Source organism: Marimonas lutisalis, assembly GCF_005434965.1.
GTDB classification, from domain to species: domain Bacteria; phylum Pseudomonadota; class Alphaproteobacteria; order Rhodobacterales; family Rhodobacteraceae; genus Marimonas_A; species Marimonas_A lutisalis.
In genome coordinates, this window is the sequence record NZ_SKCI01000001.1 from 1,370,334 (window position 1) to 1,391,882 (window position 21,549).

The following is a 21,549-nucleotide window of genomic DNA, read 5'->3' on the forward strand; positions in this document are numbered from 1 at the left end:
ACATCCAGTCATGTCTGTTGCATCAAGGGATCACGACCATGCCCGGGGCCTATGTCTATCTTTTTATCGCCATTTTGACGGAAACCATCGGCACCACCGCGTTGCAGGCCAGCCACCAATTCACGCGGCTGGCGCCCTCGCTTCTGGTCGTGGTGGCCTATGGCGCGTCGTTCTGGTTCATGGCGATGGCACTGAAAACGATGCCGGTGGGGCTGGTCTATGCGATCTGGTCGGGGCTGGGCATCGTGTTCATCGCGATGATCGGATACCTGGTCTTCCAGCAACGACTGGATCTGCCGGCGGTCCTCGGTATCGGGTTGATCATGGCCGGCATCGTGGTGATCCAGCTGTTTTCACAGACAACGCATCACTGAGCGGCATGGCGCCTGCGCGCTGTTGCACCCGGGACCATGTGCCGCCTCCCGATGCTTACAGGTCCGGTCGGATCACCAGCTTGCCTTTGACTTCGCCCTGCCCGGTGCGGCGCAGCGCCTCGGGCGTGTCGCGCAAGGGCAGCACGGCCTCGAGATGCGGCGCGATCCTGCCCTCCACCGCCATCTGCGCCACCTGCGCCGTCAGTGCGGCCCCCGAGGGCACCATCAACATGCCGATGGATTTTCCGCGCAATCGCCACAAGGTCCCGCCAAATAGCAGCCCCAGCAGCGTCGACACATTGCCGCCGACCGCCTGGTACCGGCCGTTCGGAGCAAGCGCCCGGGCAATCGCCCCCGGCCCGCGCGTCGCTACCATGTCAAGGATCCGGGTCCAGCGCTGCCCTATCCGCGTGAAATCCTGCGTGTGATAGTCGATCACCGCATCCGCGCCCAGACTGCGCAACCAGTCCATCTTGCCCGCATTGTCCACGGCGGTGACATGCGCGCCCGCCGCCTTGGCCAGTTGCAGCGCCATTGTGCCCGACCCGCCCCCGGCCCCGTTGATAAGCAGCCGGTCGTGCGGCCCCAGCCCCTCCGTGCCCGCCACGGCGATCCCTCCGGCCTGCGGCAGGCAGGCGGCGATCTCGTCCGAAAGCGCTTCGGGCACCGCGACCATATGGTTTGCGGCGACACAGGCATATTCGGAAAAGCCGCCACGCGTCATCACCAGGTCGCCCATCACCCGCGCACCGATTTCGAACCCGGATACGCCCGGCCCCAATTCCTCGACAATCCCCACGATATCCGAGCCCAGCACAAGGCGCTTCGGCCGGAACAGCCCGCCCACCATGCGGGCATAGAAGGGTGACCCGGTCAGGTATTCCCAGTCCGACAGGTTGACCGCACAGGCCAGAACCCTGAGCCGCATCTCGCCCCTGCCGGGCGTGGGCACGGGCAAATCTGCCAGCCGCAGCGCCTCGGGGCCGCCATAGCTGTTCTGGACCACGGCTTTCATCGCATTGCCTCCGGTTCCGGGGCAGTATGGGCCGGTCGCGTCCGGCTCACAACATCGCGTGGCTCAGGATCCCAGCTGGTTCTTGCGCACCACGCGCAGGGTTTCCAGAACCACCGCCGACATCATGCCGATATTCAGGAACCCGTTGGCCGCCGTCATGCCGCTCAAGATGCGCCATTCGGGCGGCAGGATGATATCGCCGAAGCCCAGCGTGGTGAAACTGACCAGGCTGAAATAGAGCGAGGCCTCGAAGGTGACGAAGACCGCGAGTTTGTAATAGGCGATGGCCCAGACCCAGACGCTGACCGTGATCATGCCAAGTGCCGCCAGCACCGAGATGATCAGCACCAGGATGAGCTTGGGCAGGTGCGGCCGCCGGATCAGCCAGAGATGCGAGCGCGCCATCAGGATTTCCAGCGCGAAGAAGATTGCGCCGGACAACAGCACCGATATCAGCACCAGCCCCGAGCCGATGGCGATCTGGTGGAAAAGGTTCCAGGTCATCCGCGCGCCCCTGCCCGCTGTGAGATTTCATCCGTGAACGCGCGGCCGAGCCCGGGCCCGGCCGCTGCGGATATCAACCCATGGCATTGAGGCGTTTGATCAGCGAGGAGGTGTCCCACCGCCCGCCGCCCAGTTTCTGCACGTCCTTGTAGAACTGGTCGACCAGCGCGGTCACCGGCAGAGAGGCGCCGTTTTCATTGGCGGTCTGCAGGCAGATGCCCAGGTCCTTGCGCATCCAGTCGACCGCGAAACCGTATTCGAAGAAATCGTCGAGCATGGTTTCGTGCCGGTTGACCATCTGCCAGCTGCCTGCCGCGCCGCCCTGGATCACCTCGACCACGGCCTTGCCATCCAGCCCGGCCTTCTGGGCGAAATGCAGCCCCTCGGCCAGACCCTGCACGAGACCCGCGATGCAGATCTGGTTGACCATCTTGGTCAATTGCCCGGCCCCGCTCTCGCCCAGGCGCTTGATCGACTTGCCATAGGCCTGCATGATCGGCTCGGCCGCCGCGAACTTGTCTTCGTCACCGCCGCACATGATCGACAGCACGCCATTTTCGGCGCCCGCCTGCCCGCCCGACACGGGCGCATCGACAAAGGACACGCCCTTGGCCGCCGAGTCCTCGTAAAGCTCGCGCGTGACGGCGGCCGAAACGGTAGTGTGATCGACGAAGATCGTGTTCGGCTCCATGCCGGCAAAAGCGCCGTCCGGGCCCTGGCAGACCGAGCGCAGGTCATCGTCATTGCCGACGCAGGCCATCACGAATTCGGCGCCCAGTGCCGCTTCGCGCGGAGTGGGTGCCGAGGCGCCGCCATGTTCCTTCACCCAGGCCTCGGCCTTGGCGGCGGTCCGGTTATAGACCGTCACCTCGTGCCCCTTGGCCTGAAGATGCCCGGCCATCGGGTAGCCCATTACGCCCAATCCAAGAAATGCAACCTTTGCCATGTCTTTCCCCTTGCAATTTGTCAGCATAAGGTTTGTCTGGCGCGCACCGGAATGGCAAGGCCCTTCCGGCGTGGCGAAGCCGGGTGGAAACGGGCCGGCAAACGGGGCAGCAAACAGGACAGGCACGCAATGGCGAGGCTTTTTCAGTGGCTCATGCGGATCGTGGTGGCGGCCTTCGCGCTGTCCGCGCTGACGATCGGCGTGGTCTACTACCTCGCGGCGCGGTCCCTGCCCGACTATGACAAGACGCTGCGCACCCCGGGCCTGGGCGCGCCGGTCGAGATCGTGCGCGATCATGCGAACGTGCCGCATATATTCTCCGAGGACGAGCATGCCGTGTTCTTTGGGCTGGGCTATGCCCATGCACAGGACCGCCTGTGGCAGATGACGGTCTTGCGCCGTACCGTGCAGGGCCGTCAGAGCGAGCTTTTCGGCCCGCGCACGGTGGAAACCGACAAGCTGATGCGGCGGTTCGATCTCTACCGGCTGGCGCAGGAGTCGGTCGCGGCGCAGGACCCGCAGACCCTTGCCGCGCTCGAGGCCTATGCCGCGGGGGTGAACGCGCGACTGGACGAGATCAACCGCGATGCGCTTGGCCGCGGGGCGCCCGAGATGTTCATCTTCAACGCGCCGATTTCACCATGGCGTCCGGCGGATTCTCTGGCGCTGATGAAACTCTGGGCCTTGCAGACCTCGGTGCACCTGGAGCGCGAGGTCTTGCGCGCCCGCCTGTCGCTGGCTGTGCCGGACGAGGCGCGGCTGGCCGACATCCAGCCCGAGGCCCCGGGCCCCGGCCTTGCCGCCCTGCCCGATTATGCCGCGCTGGTGCCCGGCGCCGGGCGTGCGCGTTATGCCCGCACCGAAGCGCGACCTGCCGACCCGTTGTCGCCCTTCCCGCGCTCGCCTTTTACCGGCGCGTCGAATGCCTGGGCGGCGGCGCCGCACCGCTCGGCCTCGGGCGGGACGCTTCTGGCCAGCGATCCGCATATGGGGTTTTCTGCCCCGTCGATCTGGTATCTGGCGCGGCTGGAGCTGGCCGATGGCGGGGTGATCGGCGGCACGATCCCGGGCATGCCCGTTGTCCTGTCGGGCCGCAGCGCGCGGCTGGGATGGGGCATGACGGCATCCTATATGGATGATCTCGACGTGTTCATCGAGGAGCTGAACCCCGATGACCCCGAGGAATACCGCACGCCCGACGGCTTCAAACGCTTTGAAACCCGCCGCTCGATCATCGAGATCAAGGACAACGCCCCGGTCACCATCACCCTGCGCTGGACCGGGAACGGCCCGGTTCTGCCCGCCAGCCATGCCAACCTGGGCAGCGTGACGCCGCCGGGCCACGTGGCGGCGGTTGCCTGGACCGCGCTGTCGGACAGGGACACGACAATGAGTGCGGCCATGGCGCTGATGCGGGCGCGCAACGTACGCGAGGCGGTGGAGGTCAGCGAACCTTTCGTTGCCCCGGCGCAGAACCTGATCCTGGCCGACCTGACCAACGTGGCGATGAAAACGATCGGCGCGATGCCCCGCCGCGATGCCGGCCATGACAGCCAGGGCCGCATGCCGGCACTGGGCGCGGTGGCGCATAACCGCTGGCAGGGCCTGTCGCCCTACGCCGCCAACCCCGAGTTCATCGCCCCGCGCGGCGGTATCGTCGGCAACACCAACAACAAGACGGTGGACCGGCCCTTTCCGCTGCATGTCTCGTATTTCTGGGGCGATACGCAGCGGGTGAACCGCTGGAGCCGCCTCATGCAGACCCGCCAGGTACATGCCCGCGACAGTTTCATCGAGGCGCAGCTCGACACGGTCAGCTATACCGCGCGGGCGCTCTTGCCTCTGGTGGGGGCCGACCTGTGGTTCACGGGCGAGGCCGCGCCCGACGGCACGCCGGACCGGCGCCGCCAGATCGCGCTGGACCTCCTGGCGAACTGGAACGGCGAAATGAACGAACACCTGCCCGAACCGGTGATCTACATGGCCTGGATGCGCGCCCTGCAACAGCGCCTGATCCAGGACGAGCTGGGCCCGCTGGCGGCCGAGTTCACCCATATCGAGCCGCTCTTCATCGAGCGCGTCTTCCGCGATGTCGACGGGGCCGACGCGTGGTGCGACGTGGTGCAGTCGACGGCGACGGAAAGCTGCCCCGAGATCGCCCGCCTGGCGCTTGACGATGCGCTGGTCTGGATCGCTGAAACACAGGGAACGGCTCTGGAATCGCTGGCCTGGGGCGACATGCACCAGGCCACGCATGACCACGCGGTGCTGGGCGAGGTGCCGCTCCTGCGGTATTTCGTGAATATCCGCCAGTCGACCAGCGGCGGCGACAACACGCTCAACCGTGGCCTGACCCTGGGCACCGGCCCGAACCCGTTCCAGAACGTACACGGCGCGGGGTATCGCGGGGTCTATGATTTCGCCGATCCCGACAGCTCGGTCTTCGTGATCTCGACCGGCCAGTCGGGCCATTTCCTCAGCCGGCACTACGACGACATGGCCACGCTGTGGCGGCGCGGCGAATACATCCCGATGTCGCTCGATGCCGATCTGGCGCGCGCGGCGGCCGTGGGCGTGACGCGGCTGCTGCCCGACGTGCAATAGGCGCGCGGCCGTCAGAGCGCGCGGAAGCGTTGCTCCTGGCGGTCGGTCCAGCGCACGGTCAGGGCGTAGCCGTCTTCGGTCTGCTCTTCTTGTTCGATCACGCCTTCCTCGTGCAGCCAGGCGCGTTTGCGCCCTTCCGAGAAGGACAAAAGCAGCTGCGTTTCATGCCGCTGCCCCGCCAGTAGTGCGGAGACGCGCCCGAGAAAATCCTCCATCCCCTGCCCGGTGATCGCCGACAGCGCGACGATATCGTCGTCGCGCGATGCCCGTGTCAGCGCCGCGGCGCGGGCCTCGTCATCCAGCAGGTCGATCTTGTTCCAGACCTCGATCTGCGGAGTGTCCCCGTCCACCCCCAGCGAGGCCAAGATGGCGCGCACGTCCTGCGCCTGCTCCTCGGTCTCGGGATGCGAGATGTCGCGCACATGCACGATCAGGTTGGCGGCCAGAACCTCCTCCAGCGTGGCGCGGAACGCCGCGACGAGCTCGGTCGGCAGGTCCGAGATGAACCCCACCGTGTCGCTCAGGATCACTTCGGGCCCGCCATCGGGCAACTGCACCCGGCGCATCGTGGGGTCGAGCGTGGCAAAGAGCATGTCCTTGGCCATCACCTCGGCCCCGGTCAGGCGGTTGAACAGCGTCGACTTGCCGGCGTTGGTATAGCCCACCAGCGCAACGATCGGATAGGGCACCTTGGCGCGGGCCTTGCGGTGCAATTCGCGCGTTTTGACCACCTTGTCGAGTTGGCGGCGCAGGCGCACCAGCTGTTCGTCGATGGCGCGGCGGTCGGCCTCGATCTGGGTTTCGCCGGGACCGCCGACAAAGCCGAGCCCGCCACGCTGCCGCTCAAGGTGGGTCCAGGCGCGCACCAGCCGCGTGCGCTGATAGGACAGCGCGGCCATTTCAACCTGCAGCACGCCTTCGCGCGTCGCCGCGCGGTCCGAGAAGATTTCGAGAATGAGACCCGTGCGGTCGAGGAGCTTCACCCCCCAGGCCTTTTCGAGGTTGCGCTGCTGCACGGGGCTGACCGGGCCATCGACCAGCACCAGTTCGATCTCGTGGGCCTCGAAGCGTTGCTTCAGCTCTTCGATCTTGCCCGAGCCGAAAAGGTGCCCGGGATGCGGCCGGGCAAGGCGCACGACTTCGCTGCCGGCCACTTCCATCCCCGGCAGGGCCGCGGCCAGCGCCACGCCTTCCTCCAGCGCGCGCGCCGGATCGCGGCGGCTGTCGTCACTGCGAATATCGGGATGGATCACCCAGGCGCGGGTGATCTGGGGTTGTCCTGTCTCGGCGGGACCGGTCGTGTCGCCCATCAGGAGGCGTCTTCACCCTCGTAAAGGCTGATCGGCTGGGCCGGCATGATGGTCGAGATCGCGTGCTTGTAGACCAGCTGCGATTGCCCATCGCGGCGCAGCAGCACGCAGAAATTGTCGAACCAGGTGATGACGCCCTGCAGCTTGACACCGTTGATCAGGAAGATCGTCACGGGAACCTTGGTTTTGCGCACGTGGTTGAGGAATGCGTCTTGAAGGTTCTGTTTGTCGGAAGCCATGTTTCTTATGCCTTTGTTTTTCTAAGTGCCGCGCGACGGCTTTCGTTCCATTGCGAGGCAGTATGTCGCGCCGCCGCGGGAGATTCCAGAGCTAAATGTAAGACAAGAAAAACATTGACTTGGGGCCCGCGTCAATCGCGCCACAGCGCGGGGTTCAGAAGCGCGATGATCGCCAGCATTTCAAGCCGCCCGAGGATCATCGCGCCACACAGGATCAGCTTCGCAGCGAGGCCGAGATCGGCCAGCGCGATCGGGTGCTCCGCGGCCGCCTGAATCAGCGGTCCCGTGGTTGACAGGCTGGCAATCGCCAGGATGGTCGCCTGTTCGAACCCCACGCCCAGCATCGCAAGCATGGCCATCACCGCGGCCAGCGAAATCGCGAACAGCATGAAGAACACCCAGGCCACGAAGGCCCCCTTGCGGCGGATGCGCCGGCTCTGCCCACGTGCCCGCCCGACCGAGTTGGGATGGACGAGCCGTTCCATTTCGCGCAAGCCGTTGAGGTAAAGCGCATAAACCCTGAGCAGCTTGACCCCACCCGCGGTGGTGGCCACGCCGCCGCCGGTGATCGCCAGCCCCAGAAGGATCATGCCGGGGTTGCCCAGCCCGGACCAGTCGCGCACGTCCTGCCAGGCGGCGCTTTCGAAGCCGGTGGTCGACAGGAACGACAGCACGGTAAAGACGCCGCCCCAGAGGCTGCGCAGCGCGGCCGAGAGGTTTTCCACCTCGTCGACTTCGAAGGCGGCCAGCCAGTGACGCAGGAACAGCACCAGCGGCACGCCGATGATCAGCAGAAGGCCGAACCGGAATTCCGGATCGTGATGCAGCCCGGTGCGTGCCGTGGTGATCGTGTCCGAGGAAAAGGTCAGCCGGCTGAGCGCGAAGAAGAGAAACAGGAAGATCAGCAATTCGCCGACCATGCCCGATTGCGCGTTCTGCACGCCCCCCACCGCCGAGATGCCGCTGGTCGCCATGGTCGACATCGCGTGCACCAGGCCGACAAGCGGCCGGTCGCCCGCGACCACCAGGCAGATCCAAAGCACCGCCGTCAGCCCGGCATAGATCGGCGTCAGCGCCCGGGCCGAGCGCAGGATGCGATGCATCGCGTCCGAACGCTCATAGCGGTCGAGCGGCGTGTCGCCCTGCCCCGGCTCGGCCGAGGCGGTCACCTCGAACCCGCCAAGGTTCAGCGGGGCCAGGATCGCCGCGGCCGCGATCCACATCAACAGTCCCCCCATCCAGCCCACCTGCGCGCGCCAAAGGTGCATCGTGTCCGACAGGCGGTCGGGCAAATAAAGCGTGGCGCCCGTGGTGGTCAGCGACGAGACCATTTCGAAATAGGCATTGGCATAGCTGGTGGTCTTCAGCCCCTCGAAGAACGGCAGCGCCAGAAACAGCGGCAGCACGGTGAAGGCCCCGAACAGCGCGAAAAGCTCGCCAAGGCCGCCACGCTTGCGCCGGGGGCGTCCACGCAGGGTGATGCCGATCAGCACGACAGCGAACAGCCCCAGCGTGCCGGCATAGAAGAACGCCCGGGATTCGGCAAAGCGCTCTTGCAGCACGGCATGGATGGCCGGCACGTACATCGACAGCGCCGCGACCCCCCAGAGCGCCAGAAACAGCGGTATATGCCGCAATCTCTCCATCGCGTCAGAAAAAGTCGATCGAGACCTGCAGCAGCCGTTCGACCTGCGACACGTCCTTGGCCATCGAGAAGATGACGATCACGTCGCCCTCGTCCACGCGCAGCCCGCCGGTGGGTTTGACCACCTTGCCGTCTTTCAGAACCGCGCCGATCAGCACGCCTTCGGGGAAATCGATGTCGCGGATCGCCTGGCCGGTGATGGGCGAGGTTGACAGAACCTCGGCCTCGATGATCTCGGCCTCGGCATCGCCGATCGAGTAGACACCGCGCACCCGGCCATGGCGGATATGGCGCAGGATCGAGCTGACAGTGGTGGCGCGCGGGTTGATATAGGCGTCGATCCCCATCGGCCCCATCAGCGGCACCAGCGTTGGATCGTTGATCAGCGCGATCGCCATCGGGCAGCCTTCGGACTTTGCGCGCACCGCGGCCAGAAGGTTGGTCTTGTCGTCATCGGTCACGCAAAGCACCGCATCGGCGCGGTCGATGCTGGCCTCGGCCAGAATTGCGGCATCCAGCCCGTCCCCGTTCAGCACGATGGTGCGTTCCAGCGCATCGGCGGCACGTTCGGCGATGGTGCGGCTTTTCTCGATCACCTTGGCGCGGATTCGCTCCTCGTGCTCCTCCAGCGCGCGGGCCACGGCCAGGCCCACATTGCCGCCGCCGACGATGACGACGCGCTCCTGCTTCTCGGTGGTCTTGCCGAACACCTCGAGCGTGCGGGCGGTGTCCTCGGTCGCGACGCAGAGGTAACAATCATCGCCGGGAAAGATCTGGTCGCCGGCCTCGGGCGCAAACAGCCGGCCCTGCCGGCGGATCCCCACCACGATCACCTTGAGCGTGGAAAAGAGATCGGTCAGCTGGCGCAGCGGCGTGTTCACCACCGGACAGTCGTCGCCGATGCTGATCCCCATGATCTTGGCGCGGCCGCCCAGGAAGGTTTCAGTGTCGAAGGCGGCCGGCGCGTAAAGCCGGCTCAGCGCGGCCTCGGCGACTTCGCGCTCGGGGCTGATCACCACGTCGATGGGCATGTGATCGCGGCGGTAGAGATCGGAATAGATCGCGGTCAGATAGCTTTGCGAGCGCAACCTTGCGATCTTGCGCGGGATGGAAAACACCGAATGCGCCACCTGGCAGGTGACCATGTTCACCTCGTCCGAATGGGTGGCGGCGATGATCATGTCGGCATCGCGCGCACCGGCGCGTTGAAGAACATCGGGATAAGAGGCGAAGCCGGCGATGCCCTGCACATCCAGCGTATCGGTCGCCCGACGCACCAGGTCGGGGTTGGAATCCACCACCGTGACATCGTTCTTTTCGCCGGAAAGATGGCGCGCGATCTGCCAGCCCACCTGGCCGGCGCCGCAGATAATGACCTTCATGGGCATGATCCCCTGTTTCCGGGTGTTTTGCATGACAGAAGGCTCGCGCGCGGTCAATTGCTTTGTCTGGGCTCAAATTCGCGGTATCATGGCGCACGATCACCTCAAGACATCAGGGGAAGCCTTTGAAAATCCGCGCTCTTTTCTTTCTCATTGCATTGGCCGGCTGCGCGCCGATGGGGCTTTACTACAAGCCGGGCACGCCGGTTTCCAATGTTCAGCGTGATGAGCTGAACTGCACGGTCGAGGCCGAGAGGAAAGTGCCCGTGCGCAATGTCACGCGGATCATTCCGGGGCGGTTCATTCCCGGCCGCAGAATTTGCGACGCGGCGGGCAATTGCCGCGTGACGCCGCCCTACTGGACCGAGCCCGTGGTGATCACCGAAGATGCCAATCTCGAGTTGCGCGACCGGGTCGCGGCGCAGTGCATGGCAGATCGCGGATATGCCCGCATCAGCCTGCCGCCCTGCCCGCCCGAGGTCGAACGCGCTGTCCCGCCCGCGATTACCATGGTGATGCCGAAAAACCTGTCGCCAAAGGCCTGCGTTATCCGCCGCGCGGGCGGGCAATTCCAGATCGTCAATCGCGGCTAGGTCCGCGCGCTACTCGTCTTCGTCCTCGACGGTGGCGACCCGGGCACCGGCCTTGTTGGTGGTCACCACGCCCAGGCTTTTCAGCTTGCGGTGCAGCGCGCTGCGCTCCATGCCAACAAATTGCGCCGTGCGGCTGATATTGCCGCCGAAGCGGTTGATCTGGGTCAGCAGGTATTCGCGCTCGAACGCCTCGCGCGCTTCGCGCAGGGGCATCGTCGCCAGAACGCCTGACAGCACGACACGGCCTTCCTCGTCGCTCTTTTCCTCTTCTCCGGGCAGTTCGCGCGCCTCGATTTCGCCGGTGCCGTCGCCCAGGATCAGCAGCCGCTCGATCACGTTGCGCAGCTGGCGCACGTTGCCAGGCCAGTTCATGGTCTGCATCAGCGCCACCGCCTCGTCCGACAGTTGGCGCAGCGGCAGGCCCTGCGTGCGGTTGAACTCGGCAATGAAATATTCGGCCAGGTGCGGGATATCCTCGCGGCGCTCCTCGAGACTGGGCACGGCGATCGGGACCACGTTCAGGCGGTGATACAGCTCTTCGCGGAAGCGCCCGGCCGCGATCTCGGATTCGAGATCGCGCGAGGTCGATGAAATCACCCGCAGATCGACGCGCACCTTGTCGGTGCCACCTACCCGGAGGAACTGCTGATCGACCAGCACGCGCAGGATTTTCGACTGCGTGCCAACCGGCATATCGGCGATCTCGTCGAAATAGATCACGCCGCCATGGGCTTCTTCCAAGAGGCCGGGTTCGACCCCGCGATCGGCGGTTTCGCGGCCAAACAGAACCTCTTCCATCCGGTCGGGTTCGATCGAGGCGGAGCTGACGACGACAAATGGCCCGCCCTTGCGGCCCGAGTTGCCGTGGATGTAGCGCGCGGCGATTTCCTTGCCCACGCCGGACGGCCCCGAGAGCATCACCCGCCCGTTCGACTTGGTCACCTTTTCCAGCTGGCCCACCAGCGTGCGGAAGGCCGCCGACTGGCCGATCATTTCGGCGCTGGCGGTCTCCTTGCGCTTGAGTTGCGTGTTTTCGCGCCGCAGACGCGAGGTTTCCATCGCCCGGCGGATTACCACCAGAAGCTGGTCGATGTTGAAGGGCTTCTCGATGAAGTCGTAGGCGCCCTGCTTGATCGCGGCTACCGCGATCTCGATATTGCCGTGCCCCGAGATGATGATGATCGGCACATCGGGATTGTCGCGCTTTACCGCCTTGAGGATGTCGATCCCGTCCATCCGGCTGTCCTTGAGCCAGATATCGAGGATCAGAAGCGCCGGCGGTTCGCCGTTGATCTCCTTCATCGCGTCGTCGGAATTGCCCGCGAGGCGCGTGGTATAGCCTTCATCCTCGAGGATATCGGAAATCAGTTCTCGAATGTCGCGTTCGTCATCGACGATCAGAATATCACTCATGGCTTCCTCACACGGTCTCTTTACTTGGCTGCTCTGAAATTTCGGATTTGGTTCCCACCGGCAGGCGGATCACCGCCATCGCGCCGCGATGGGCTCCGTCCGCGAATGGCGCCGCGTCTTCCAGGGCAAGGCTCCCGCCATGCTCCTCGATGATCTTCTTGACGATGGGCAGGCCCAGCCCGGTGCCCTTGTCACGCGTGGTCACGTACGGCTCAAACAGTTTGGCGCGATCCTCGGGCAGGCCGATGCCGTTGTCGGCAATGGTGATCACCGCATGGCCGTCCATGCGCGCGGCCTCGATGCGGATCTCGGGCGTATAGCCCTCACCGCCATGCTTCTCGGCATAGCTTTCGGTCGCCTCGCCCGCGTTCTTGATCAGGTTGGTCAGGGCCTGGCTGATCATCGTGGCGTCGAACTCGCCTTCCAGCGTGTCGTCGGTCAGCTGGGCGGTGATGGTCACGTCGGGCTGGCCGGATTGCTGCAACAGGACCGCGCCGTTCACCAGCTCGCGCAGGCTTTCGTGGCGGCGGTCGGGTTCGGGCATGCGGGCGAACTTGGAAAACTCGTCGACGATCCGGCGCAGATCGCCGGTCTGGCGCACGATCACGTCGGTCAGGTCCGCGAGGCTCGCCGCCTCCTCCTCGCCCAAGTGGCGGGCGAACTTGCGCTTGATCCGCTCGGCCGACAGCTGGATCGGTGTTAGCGGGTTCTTGATCTCGTGGGCGATGCGGCGGGCCACGTCGCCCCAGGCCGCCATCCGCTGCGCGCTGACAAGGTCGGTCACGTCATCGAAGGCAACCACGTAGCCTTCGAGATCACCCTCTTCGCTGCGCCGTGTCGACATGCGCACCAGCAGGTTTTCCAGCCGCCCTGCCCGGCTCACCTTTACTTCCTCCTGCACGACCTCGCCGCCGGCGGCGCGCAGGTTGTCGAAAAGCTGCCCGAACTCGGGCACTGCCACCGAAAGCGCGAGGCTGGACTGGTCGCCATGCACGTCCAGAAGGCGCTCGGCCGAGCGGTTGACGAAGGTCACCCGGCCTTCCGGGTCCACCCCCACCACGCCCGAGGTGACCGAACTCAGCACCGAATCAAAGAGCCGCCGGCGGCGCTCGATCTGTTCGGTATTGCTGAGCAATGTGTCGCGCTGAGCCTTCAGCTGCCGGGTCATCTGGTTGAAATAGCGCCCCAGCATCGAGATCTCGTCGTCGCCCTCCTCCTCGACCACCTGCACATCCAGGTCGCCGGCACCCACCCGCTGTGCTGCGCCGGTCAGGCGCCCCACCGGGCGCGACAGGCGCTCGGCAAACCAAAGGCCCAGCCAGATCGCCGCCAGGATCAGGATCACCGCAAAGCCCAGGTAAAGCAGGCCGAACTCGAAGAGAACGCGCCCGCGCTCGCTTTCAAGCTGTTGATACAGCCGGACGGTTTCCTGGGTTTCATCGAGCAGGTTCAGGATGCGGCCATCGACCTCGCGGCTGACATAGACCAGCCGGTCGGGAAAATTCGCCAGCGGCACGATGGCGCGGAACTCGTTATTGTCCCAGTCCTGGATAATGGCGATGCCGGTGTCGCGCGCCTCGGCGATCTTGTCCGCCGTGGGGCGTTCGAACTCGAACAGGTAGGAGCGTTCGCCGCGCGCGCGCAGGTCGCCGGTGCCGTCGATCACATAGGCCTCGCGCATGGCCGGCTGATAACGTTGCTGCCCCAGCGTCAGGACCTCGCGCACCTCCGGGTCCTGCATGAAGGGGCTGGCGGTGCGCGCCAGGTCGATCATCCGGGCCACCGACCGTGCGCTTGTGTCAAGCGACTGGCGGTGTTCTTCCTCATAGGCCTGCGCGGCCGAGAAGGAACTGCCCACCACTTGCCGGACCCGGTCCGAGAACCACCCTTCAAGCCCGATATTCACGGTCAGCACGGCAAAGATCGCCACGATGATCGTCGGGATCAGCGCCATGATGGTGAACACGCCCGTCAACCGCATGTGCAGGCGCGAGCCCGCCGATTGCGCGCGCCGGTCGGCGATCATCTTGCCCACGCGCGACAGCACCAGCGCCGCGACGAGAAGCACGTACACGAGGTCGGCCAGCATGACGAAGCGCAGCGAAGGCGAGCTGGCCCCCTGCTGCAGCGGCCCCAGGACAAGGTAGGTGGAGAGAACCAGAACCGGCCCGAGGATCACCAGGCCCAGCGTGGCGAAGTTTTTCGCACGCCGCATCCGCCGGAGTTTCACCAGCCGATTCCACGTGGACTGTCGTGCCCGGGATGCCACCCGCTGCCCTCTTGATTTCGTGGCGCCAAAGCGCCCAACCGCCTTATTTTGTGGTCTCTCGCACCTAGTGAGGCGTGCGGGCCACGGTTATGTTGCGGTTTTACATCAATTTGCGGCGGCGAGTCACGCGAATATCCAGATCCGTGATCTTCTTGCGCAGGGTATTGCGGTTGATGCCCAGCAGGTCGGCGCATTTTGCCTGGTTGCCGCCGGTGGCATCCAGCGCGATCTCGATCAGGGGCATTTCCACCTCGCGCAGGATACGGGCATAAAGCCCCGGCGGCGGTAGCATGTTGCCATGCAGGTCGAAATAGCGCCGCAGGTGACGCGCAACACTGGCCGAGAGCTTGTCGCCATCGCTGACACCCAGCACCGGTTCGGTATCAGGCTGGTTGCCCAGAACCTGCTCGACCTCCGAGCGGGATATTTCGTCGCCCCGCGCGGTCAGGCCAAGCCGGCGTACCGCGTTTTCCAGCTGCCGCACATTGCCCGGCCAGCTGTATTTGCGCATCAGCTTCATGGCATCATCCGAGAGGTAGCGCTTGGGTGCGCCATCGCGCTCGGCCTTGGCCAGGAAATGCTCGGCCAGAAGCGGAATGTCATCGACCCGTTCGCGCAGCGACGGCACCGAGAGCGCGGCCCCGTCGAGGCGATAATAGAGATCCTGCCGCAGCCGGCCATCCTCCATCGCCTTGGCCATGTCGCCTTGGCTGGTCGCCATGAAGCGCGGCAGATGCTCGCCGGGATTGTCGATCATGCGCACGATACGCGCCTGAAGTTCCGGTTCTATATCATTGATTTCTTCAAACAATATGGTGCCGCCTCGGGCCTTGGCCAGGATCCGTGCCGGTCCTTCCAGGTCACGCAGGTCACCCGCCGTCACGGTGACGAAGGGCAAGGTGCGGCGATCGGAGAAATCATGGATCGCCCGCGCGATCAGGGATTTGCCCGTGCCGCTCTCGCCCGAGATCAGAACGCCCAGATCGGTGTTCATCACCCGCGCCACCAGCCGGTAAAGCGCCTGCATCGCGGGGGTCCGGCCCACAAGCGGCAATTCGTCGGGGCGCTCGGCCTCTTCCGTCTCGGCGCGTGGCGCGCTGCGGCGGCGGTTTTCCAGCGCCCGCGCCGTGCGTTTCATCAGGTCGGGCAGATCGAAGGGTTTGGGCAGGTAGTCATAAGCCTCGGCCTCGGCGGCCTGGATCGCCGTCATGATCGTGTTCTGCGCGCTGATCACGATTACCGGCAGGCCGGGGCGGTCCTCGGCGATCTTGGGCAGCATTTCCAGCCCATTACCGTCCGGCATCATCACGTCGCTGATCACCACGTCGCCCTTGCCCTCGCCCACCCATCGCATCAGCGTGGTCAGCGAACTGGTCGCGTGCACCTTGCAGCCCGCGCGCGTCAGCGCCTGCGTCAGCACGGTGCGAATGGTGCGGTCGTCATCGGCAACAAGTACGGTGCCATCCATCGGTCGTTCTCCTTATGCGTCCGGCGTGGCCGCTTTCGGGGCCAGTGGTAGCGAAATGCGAAACACGGTGCGTCCAGGTACTGAATTCACGGAAATCCATCCGCCATGTTCGGAAATGATCTTGGCCGTCAGCGCCAGGCCCAGCCCGGTGCCGTTCTCCCGGCCCGACACGAACGGGTCGAACACGTCCGAGGCGATCTCGGGCGGCAGGCCCGGCCCGTCATCGATTACCTCGATCTGCAATGGCAGGCTCTCGCCCGTGCCGTCCGAGCGGCGCAGGCGGAAGGAATGCTCATAGAAGGTATGCAGGGTGATCTTCCCGCCCTTCCGGCCGGCGGCCTCGGCGGCATTCTTCAGTAGGTTCTGCATCACCTGCAAAAGTTGGTCCGGGTCCCCCCAGGCCAGCGGCAGCGATGGGTCATAGTCCTCGACGATTGTCATATGCGCGCCAAAGCCCAGCAGCGCCGAACGTCGGGCGCGGTCCAGCACATCATGCACGTTGACCGCCCGGAAATCCGGCGCAGTCAGGTTGCCGAACTGTTCGACCTGCTCCAAGAGCTTCACGATCCGGCGACTTTCATTGACGATAAGGTCTGTCAATTCAAGGTCTTCCGGCGAAAGGTTCATACTCAGAAGCTGCGCCGCCCCGGTGATGCCCGCGAGCGGGTTCTTGATCTCGTGGGCCAGCATCTCGGCCATGCCGATCGCTGATTTCGCCGCCGATTTCACGCTCAGGCTCTGCGTCATGCGGCCCGCCAGTTCGCGCGGCGAGATCAGGAACAGCATCACGCCGGGTTCGCCCTGCACCGGCGCGATCTGCAGGTTGCAATGCAGCGGCGCGCGCTCGCCCGTGCCGACATCGACATCGTTGACGAACAGCGGCGTGGTGTTCGCGCGCGCCCGCTCGAAGGCTTCCTCCAGCGGCGCGTCGATCATCACCTTGTCCCAAACCGGCTGTCCGCGCAGCGACTTGGCTGAATTCATCATGAACCCCTCGCCCGCGGGGTTCACATCGAGGATCGTGTCATCCGGCCCGACCAGAAGCGCCGGCACCGGCAGCGAGGCCCAGATCGCATCATCCATCTTCATGCCGCGGCCCTTTCTCCGTGGTGGATGGCCAGCGGGATCAGCCGCGCCACCTGGCGCGAATCCCGGCAGGTCAGCACCTCGCGCCGCATGTCTGGCGGCGTGCCGGCCTCATCCATGTACCAGCCCAGATGCTTGCGGGCGACACGGTTGCCCAGCTCGGCCCCATAGAACCTCAGCATCTCGGCGTAATGCTCTGAAATCATGTCGCTCAGCGCCTCTGCGCGGGGGACATCGGGCGCCGGCGTGCCATAAACCGCATGGGCCACCTCGGCCAGCGCCCAGGGCCGCCCCTGCGCGCCGCGTCCGATCATCACGCCATCCGCGCCCGATTGCGCCAGCGCCTTCCGCGCGCTGGTCGCATCCACGATATCGCCATTGGCCAGCACCGGGATCGTGACCGCGTCCTTCACCGCGCGGATCGCCGCCCAGTCGGCCCGGCCCTTGTAGAACTGGCAGCGCGTTCGCCCGTGGATCACGATGCGCTTCACCCCCGCCGCCTCGGCCCGCCGGGCCAGGTCGGGCGCGTTCAGCTGCGTGTCATCCCAGCCCAGCCGGGTTTTCAGCGTCACCGGCAGGTCCACCGCGCCGACCACCGCCTCGATCAGGCGCAGCGCGTGATCGGGCTCGCGCATCAGCGCCGAGCCCGACATGCCGCCGGTCACCTTCTTGGCCGGGCAGCCCATGTTGATGTCGATCACCTTGGCGCCCATCCCGGCCACCTGTTTCGCGGCCTCGGCCATCGGTTCGGGCGCGCGCCCGGCGATCTGCACGGCGGTGTTCTCCACCCGCGCGCCCAGTTCGGCCTTTTCCCGTGTGCCCGGCCGCGCCGTCAGGAACTCACCGCTCGCAATCATTTCCGACACCACCAGCCCCGCACCGAAGCGGCTGACCAGCGTTCGGAACGGCAGATCGGTGATTCCGGCGAGCGGCGCCAGCGCCAACGGCGGGTCGAGTGAGAGGTCTGAGGGGTGCTCGGACAAACGATTAATCCTTGTGCAATATCGATGAAGTATGTCGGAACCGCACCAATCTCAATAAAACAGGGGCAAAAATTAAACGCCCTGCGGCGCTTTGCCCAATTTTTGTGCATTCGGGCCGGGTGATCGCCGATTGCCCTTTTCCCGCCATGGCCGTATTGCAGGGCGCATGAGCACCGCCGCCCTCATCGTTGCTGCCGGGCGTGGCACCCGCGCCGGCCCCGGCGCGCCCAAGCAATGGCGCCCGCTGGCCGGGCGGCGGGTGATCGACTGGACGCTGGCGCGGTTTCTTTCGGCGCCGCAGATCGACCGGATCCTGCTGGTGCTGCATCCGGACGACATCGCCGGTTTCACCCCACCGTCCGGTGTCGAGGTAACCGCCGGCGGCGCGACCCGTGCGCAATCGGTGCGCAACGGGCTCGAGGCGCTGGCCGCCGATCCGCCCGATCTGGTGCTGATCCACGATGTCGCCCGCCCCTGCCTGCCGCAGCCGGTGATCGATGCCGTAATTCGCGCGCTCGGGGCCGCGCCGGGGGCCGCGCCGGCCCTGCCCGTCACCGACGCGCTTTGGCGTGGCGATAATCACCACGTCACCGGCACGCAGGACCGCGCCGGCCTCTTTCGCGCGCAAACCCCGCAGGGCTTTCGCTTTGCCGAAATCCTCGCCGCGCATCGCGCCCACGCGGGCGATGCCGCCGACGACGTGGAAATCGCCCGCGCCGCGGGGCTTGAGGTTGCCATCGTTCCGGGGCATGAGGACAACCTGAAAATCACCCACGCCGACGATTTCGCGCGGGCCGAACGCATCCTGGGGGGACAGATGGATATCCGGCTGGGCAATGGCTACGATGTGCACCGCTTCGGGCCGGGCGATCACGTGATGCTCTGCGGCGTGGCCGTCCCGCATGATCGCGGCCTGCAGGGCCATTCGGATGCCGATGTTGGCATGCACGCCGTCACCGATGCGATCTATGGCGCGCTCGCCATGGGCGATATCGGCCGTCACTTCCCGCCCTCCGATCCGCAATGGAAAGGCGCCGCAAGCGACATCTTCCTGCGCCATGCCGCCGATCTGGCCCGCGACAATGGCTTCGCGATCTCCAACATCGATTGCACGCTAGTCTGCGAACGGCCCAAGATCGGCCCACACGCCGCCGCGATGCAGGCCCGCATGTCCGCGATTCTCGACATCGCGCCCGAGCGCGTGTCGATCAAGGCCACCACCTCCGAACGTCTGGGCTTTACCGGACGTGAAGAAGGCATCGCCGCCCTTGCCACCGCCGCGCTGATGAAACCATGATCCGCCCTTTCATCTTGCCGCAAATATCCCGGGGGTGTGGGGGCTGGCCCCCACGCAGGTCCCTCCCGTCACAACCAAAGGTCAAACATACGCAGCCATGACCCGTCTCATCGCCACCTTCTTCTTCACCGGCTATCTCAAACCCTTCTCCGGCACCTGGGGCTCGGCCGCCGCCGTGCTCGCGGGGTTCGGCCTTTTCCTTCTCGGCGGCTGGTGGCTGGTCGCGGCGCTCGTGCCGGTGGCCTTCGTCGCCGGGCTCTGGGCCACGGCCGAGGAAACCCGCGGCCGCGACAATCACGATCCCTCCGAGATCGTGATCGACGAGGTCGCAGGCCAGTGGATCGCGCTTCTGCCCGTGCTGATCGGCGCCAGCCATGCGGGCTATACCGGCACCGACGCCCTGGCGCTCTGGCCCGGCTGGCTCACCGCCTTTTTCGCCTTCCGCTTCTTCGACATTCTCAAGCCCGGCCCGATCGGCTGGGCCGACCGCCAGAAGGGCCCGATGGGCGTGATGCTCGACGATATCTTCGCCGGGATTGCGGCGGCTGTCGTCGTGGGGTTGGGCGCCTACGTGTCTCATGGCATACTTGGTCTATGACCGCTGCCCACGTTCTTGAAGAGGCCCGCAAGCGCGGGATCATGATCGCCACCGCCGAGAGCTGCACCGGCGGCATGGTCTCGGCCGCGCTGACCGAGGTTCCGGGCAGTTCCGCCGTCTTCGACCGCGGTTTCGTCACCTATTCCAACGCCGCCAAGCAGGACATGCTGGGCGTCTCGCGTGACACGCTCGACCGGTTCGGCGCCGTCAGCGAAGAGGTCGCCCGCGAGATGGCCGACGGTGCGCTGACGCACTCGCGCGCCCAGCTTTCGGTCTCGGTCACCGGCATCGCCGGCCCCGGCGGGTCCGAGTTCAAGCCCGAAGGCCGCGTCTGTTTCGGCCTAGCTTTCGATGGCCGCGTTACCGACGTCGAAACCCAGGAATTCGGCCCGCGCGGGCGCGAATGGGTGCGCATGGCCGCGCGCGATCACGCGCTTTTCCTGCTTCTGTCAGCCCTGTCCTGATCGCGCCCAATTGGTGGGCGCTCGCCGCCCACGCCGCCCAAAAATAAGGCAGTTCGCGAATTGCGCGGTTTTTCACCGCCCCCGGGCCGCCTTGCCTCTTTTTTCCCCATCCACCTTCGGCTTTGTCGCGGCTCAACGATCGGGACAAAGGGAAGGAAAAGAAATGAACGGAGCGGACACAGCCTGGATCATCGTCGCCACGGCGCTGGTGCTCTTCATGTCGCTGCCAGGGCTGGCGCTGTTTTACGGCGGGCTCGTGCGCGCGCGCAACGTGCTCAGCGTTTTCATGCATGTCTACGCGATCGCCTGTTTGATGAGTGTGCTATGGCTGGCCCTGGGCTATTCCATCGCCTTTGGCGACGGCAACGCCGTCTGGGGCGGGCTGGGCAAGGCTTTCCTCAACGGTGTTGACGCCGACAGCCTCTCGGGCACCCTGCCTGAGGTCCTCTTCTTCGCGTTCCAGATGACCTTCGCCGTCATTACCCCCGCGCTGATCGTCGGCGCCTATGTCGAACGCATCGGATTTGGCTTCGTGCTGCTCTTCTCGGCGCTCTGGATGCTTATTTGTTATGCACCGGTGACACATTGGATCTGGGGCGGCGGGTTCCTGGCCGATGGTGGCATCTTCGGCGAAACCGGGGTCAAGGATTTCGCGGGCGGCATCGTCGTGCACGAAACCGCGGGCCTTGCCGCGCTGGTGATCGCCGTCTTCCTCGGGCCCCGGCGCAACCGCACCACCCCGCCGCACAGCCCGGGTTACGTGATGATCGGTGCGGCCATGCTCTGGGTCGGCTGGTTCGGCTTCAACGGCGGCTCACAGCTCGCTGCCGATGGCGGCGCGGCGATGGCGCTGACCGTCACGCATATCTCGGCCGCGACCGCCTCGCTCAGCTGGGCGCTTTGGGAAAAGATCAAGTATGGCAAGGCCTCGCTCGTGGGCCTCGTCACCGGGACCATCGCGGGGCTGGCCTCGATCACCCCGGCCTCGGGCTTTGTCGGCCCCATCGCGGCGCTCATCATCGGTGGTGTTGCCGGTATCCTCTGCCAGGAGGCGGTGAACGTCATCCGCAACAAGCTGCAGATCGACGACACGCTCGACGTTTTCGCGGTGCACGGCGTGGGCGGCATCTTCGGCACGATCATGATCGCCGTCTTCGGCGCAGGCGCCTGGGCGGCGCAACTTGGCAGCCTGGTCATCGTCGGTGTCTTCACGCTGGTCGTCACCGTGGTACTGGTGAAACTCGTGGGTCTTGTGACGCCCTTGCGCGTCGATGTCGAAACCGAAACCAACGGGCTCGATCTCAGCGTGCATGGCGAACGCGCCTATGACATGACCTCCTAGGCCGAGCCGAAATTCAG

At 65.5% G+C, this 21,549-nt stretch carries 19 protein-coding genes; 7 read left to right on the forward strand and 12 right to left on the reverse strand.

Annotation, left to right across the window (positions count from 1 at the left end; all coding sequences use genetic code 11):
• Positions 1 to 38: 38 nt before the first annotated feature.
• Positions 39 to 374 carry a DMT family transporter gene (locus E0501_RS06575; protein WP_137700513.1) on the forward strand — a complete coding sequence of 112 codons (336 nt, stop codon included), beginning with the start codon at positions 39 to 41 and terminating at the stop codon, positions 372 to 374.
• Between the two features lie 55 nt (positions 375 to 429).
• On the opposite strand, the gene E0501_RS06580 is transcribed toward E0501_RS06575, so the two are convergent.
• The 3 genes from E0501_RS06580 to E0501_RS06590 form a co-directional block, all read right to left on the reverse strand.
• On the reverse strand, positions 430 to 1,389 hold the full coding sequence (locus E0501_RS06580) for an NAD(P)-dependent alcohol dehydrogenase (protein ID WP_137700514.1): 960 nt from the start codon (positions 1,387 to 1,389) through the stop codon (positions 430 to 432).
• Positions 1,390 to 1,452: 63 nt separating this feature from the next.
• Positions 1,453 to 1,893, reverse strand: coding sequence for an ion channel (locus E0501_RS06585; protein ID WP_137700515.1), 441 nt, complete (start codon positions 1,891 to 1,893; stop codon positions 1,453 to 1,455).
• A gap of 73 nt (positions 1,894 to 1,966) precedes the next feature.
• Positions 1,967 to 2,839: an NAD(P)-dependent oxidoreductase gene (locus E0501_RS06590; protein ID WP_137700516.1), complete on the reverse strand. Its 873-nt coding sequence runs from the start codon at positions 2,837 to 2,839 to the stop codon at positions 1,967 to 1,969.
• Between the two features lie 129 nt (positions 2,840 to 2,968).
• On the opposite strand from E0501_RS06590, the gene E0501_RS06595 reads away from it, so the two are divergent.
• Positions 2,969 to 5,443 carry a penicillin acylase family protein gene (locus E0501_RS06595; protein ID WP_137700517.1) on the forward strand — a complete coding sequence of 825 codons (2,475 nt, stop codon included), beginning with the start codon at positions 2,969 to 2,971 and terminating at the stop codon, positions 5,441 to 5,443.
• 11 nt (positions 5,444 to 5,454) lie between these two features.
• Here E0501_RS06595 and hflX read toward each other — a convergent pair whose 3' ends face one another.
• From hflX to trkA, 4 genes are all read right to left on the reverse strand, one after another.
• A complete protein-coding gene (hflX, locus tag E0501_RS06600) occupies positions 5,455 to 6,753 on the reverse strand; it encodes a GTPase HflX (protein ID WP_137700518.1) in 1,299 nt (432 codons plus the stop codon).
• On the reverse strand, positions 6,753 to 6,992 hold the full coding sequence (gene hfq, locus E0501_RS06605; protein ID WP_109464662.1) for an RNA chaperone Hfq: 240 nt from the start codon (positions 6,990 to 6,992) through the stop codon (positions 6,753 to 6,755). Before hfq ends, hflX begins: the two co-directional genes overlap by 1 nt.
• 131 nt (positions 6,993 to 7,123) lie before the next feature.
• The gene (locus E0501_RS06610; protein ID WP_137700519.1) at positions 7,124 to 8,638 is read right to left on the reverse strand and encodes a TrkH family potassium uptake protein; all 1,515 of its coding nucleotides are present in this window, start codon (positions 8,636 to 8,638) and stop codon (positions 7,124 to 7,126) included.
• A 4-nt stretch (positions 8,639 to 8,642) separates the two neighbouring features.
• Entirely contained in the window at positions 8,643 to 10,019 is a 1,377-nt protein-coding gene (gene trkA, locus E0501_RS06615) for a Trk system potassium transporter TrkA (RefSeq protein WP_137700520.1), read from the reverse strand.
• 125 nt (positions 10,020 to 10,144) lie between these two features.
• Here trkA and E0501_RS06620 point away from each other — a divergent pair, with 125 nt between their 5' ends.
• Positions 10,145 to 10,612 carry a hypothetical protein gene (locus tag E0501_RS06620; RefSeq protein WP_137700521.1) on the forward strand — a complete coding sequence of 156 codons (468 nt, stop codon included), beginning with the start codon at positions 10,145 to 10,147 and terminating at the stop codon, positions 10,610 to 10,612.
• Positions 10,613 to 10,621: 9 nt separating this feature from the next.
• Here the strand turns inward: E0501_RS06620 and ntrX are convergent, their stop codons facing one another.
• The 5 genes from ntrX to dusB all read right to left on the reverse strand — a co-directional run bounded on the left by ntrX (position 10,622) and on the right by dusB (position 17,831).
• Complete coding sequence (ntrX, locus tag E0501_RS06625) at positions 10,622 to 12,025, reverse strand: nitrogen assimilation response regulator NtrX (protein WP_137700522.1); 1,404 nt, start codon at positions 12,023 to 12,025, stop codon at positions 10,622 to 10,624.
• 7 nt (positions 12,026 to 12,032) lie between these two features.
• Complete coding sequence (locus E0501_RS06630; RefSeq protein ID WP_137700523.1) at positions 12,033 to 14,240, reverse strand: sensor histidine kinase NtrY-like; 2,208 nt, start codon at positions 14,238 to 14,240, stop codon at positions 12,033 to 12,035.
• A gap of 154 nt (positions 14,241 to 14,394) precedes the next feature.
• Complete coding sequence (locus E0501_RS06635) at positions 14,395 to 15,762, reverse strand: response regulator (RefSeq protein ID WP_137700524.1); 1,368 nt, start codon at positions 15,760 to 15,762, stop codon at positions 14,395 to 14,397.
• A gap of 12 nt (positions 15,763 to 15,774) precedes the next feature.
• Complete coding sequence (locus E0501_RS06640) at positions 15,775 to 16,851, reverse strand: two-component system sensor histidine kinase NtrB (RefSeq protein ID WP_137700525.1); 1,077 nt, start codon at positions 16,849 to 16,851, stop codon at positions 15,775 to 15,777.
• The gene (gene dusB, locus E0501_RS06645; RefSeq protein ID WP_137700526.1) at positions 16,848 to 17,831 is read right to left on the reverse strand and encodes a tRNA dihydrouridine synthase DusB; all 984 of its coding nucleotides are present in this window, start codon (positions 17,829 to 17,831) and stop codon (positions 16,848 to 16,850) included. Before dusB ends, E0501_RS06640 begins: the two co-directional genes overlap by 4 nt.
• 166 nt (positions 17,832 to 17,997) lie before the next feature.
• On the opposite strand from dusB, the gene E0501_RS06650 reads away from it, so the two are divergent.
• The 4 genes from E0501_RS06650 (at position 17,998) to E0501_RS06665 (ending at position 21,532) form a co-directional block, all read left to right on the forward strand.
• The gene (locus tag E0501_RS06650) at positions 17,998 to 19,128 is read left to right on the forward strand and encodes a bifunctional 2-C-methyl-D-erythritol 4-phosphate cytidylyltransferase/2-C-methyl-D-erythritol 2,4-cyclodiphosphate synthase (protein WP_137700527.1); all 1,131 of its coding nucleotides are present in this window, start codon (positions 17,998 to 18,000) and stop codon (positions 19,126 to 19,128) included.
• Between the two features lie 97 nt (positions 19,129 to 19,225).
• Complete coding sequence (locus tag E0501_RS06655) at positions 19,226 to 19,726, forward strand: phosphatidylglycerophosphatase A family protein (protein WP_137700528.1); 501 nt, start codon at positions 19,226 to 19,228, stop codon at positions 19,724 to 19,726.
• The gene (locus E0501_RS06660) at positions 19,723 to 20,190 is read left to right on the forward strand and encodes a CinA family protein (protein WP_137700529.1); all 468 of its coding nucleotides are present in this window, start codon (positions 19,723 to 19,725) and stop codon (positions 20,188 to 20,190) included. Before E0501_RS06655 ends, E0501_RS06660 begins: the two co-directional genes overlap by 4 nt.
• A 163-nt stretch (positions 20,191 to 20,353) precedes the next feature.
• Positions 20,354 to 21,532 (forward strand): ammonium transporter, encoded by a 1,179-nt coding sequence (locus E0501_RS06665; RefSeq protein WP_137700530.1) that lies wholly within the window; start codon positions 20,354 to 20,356, stop codon positions 21,530 to 21,532.
• Positions 21,533 to 21,549 lie beyond the last annotated feature (17 nt).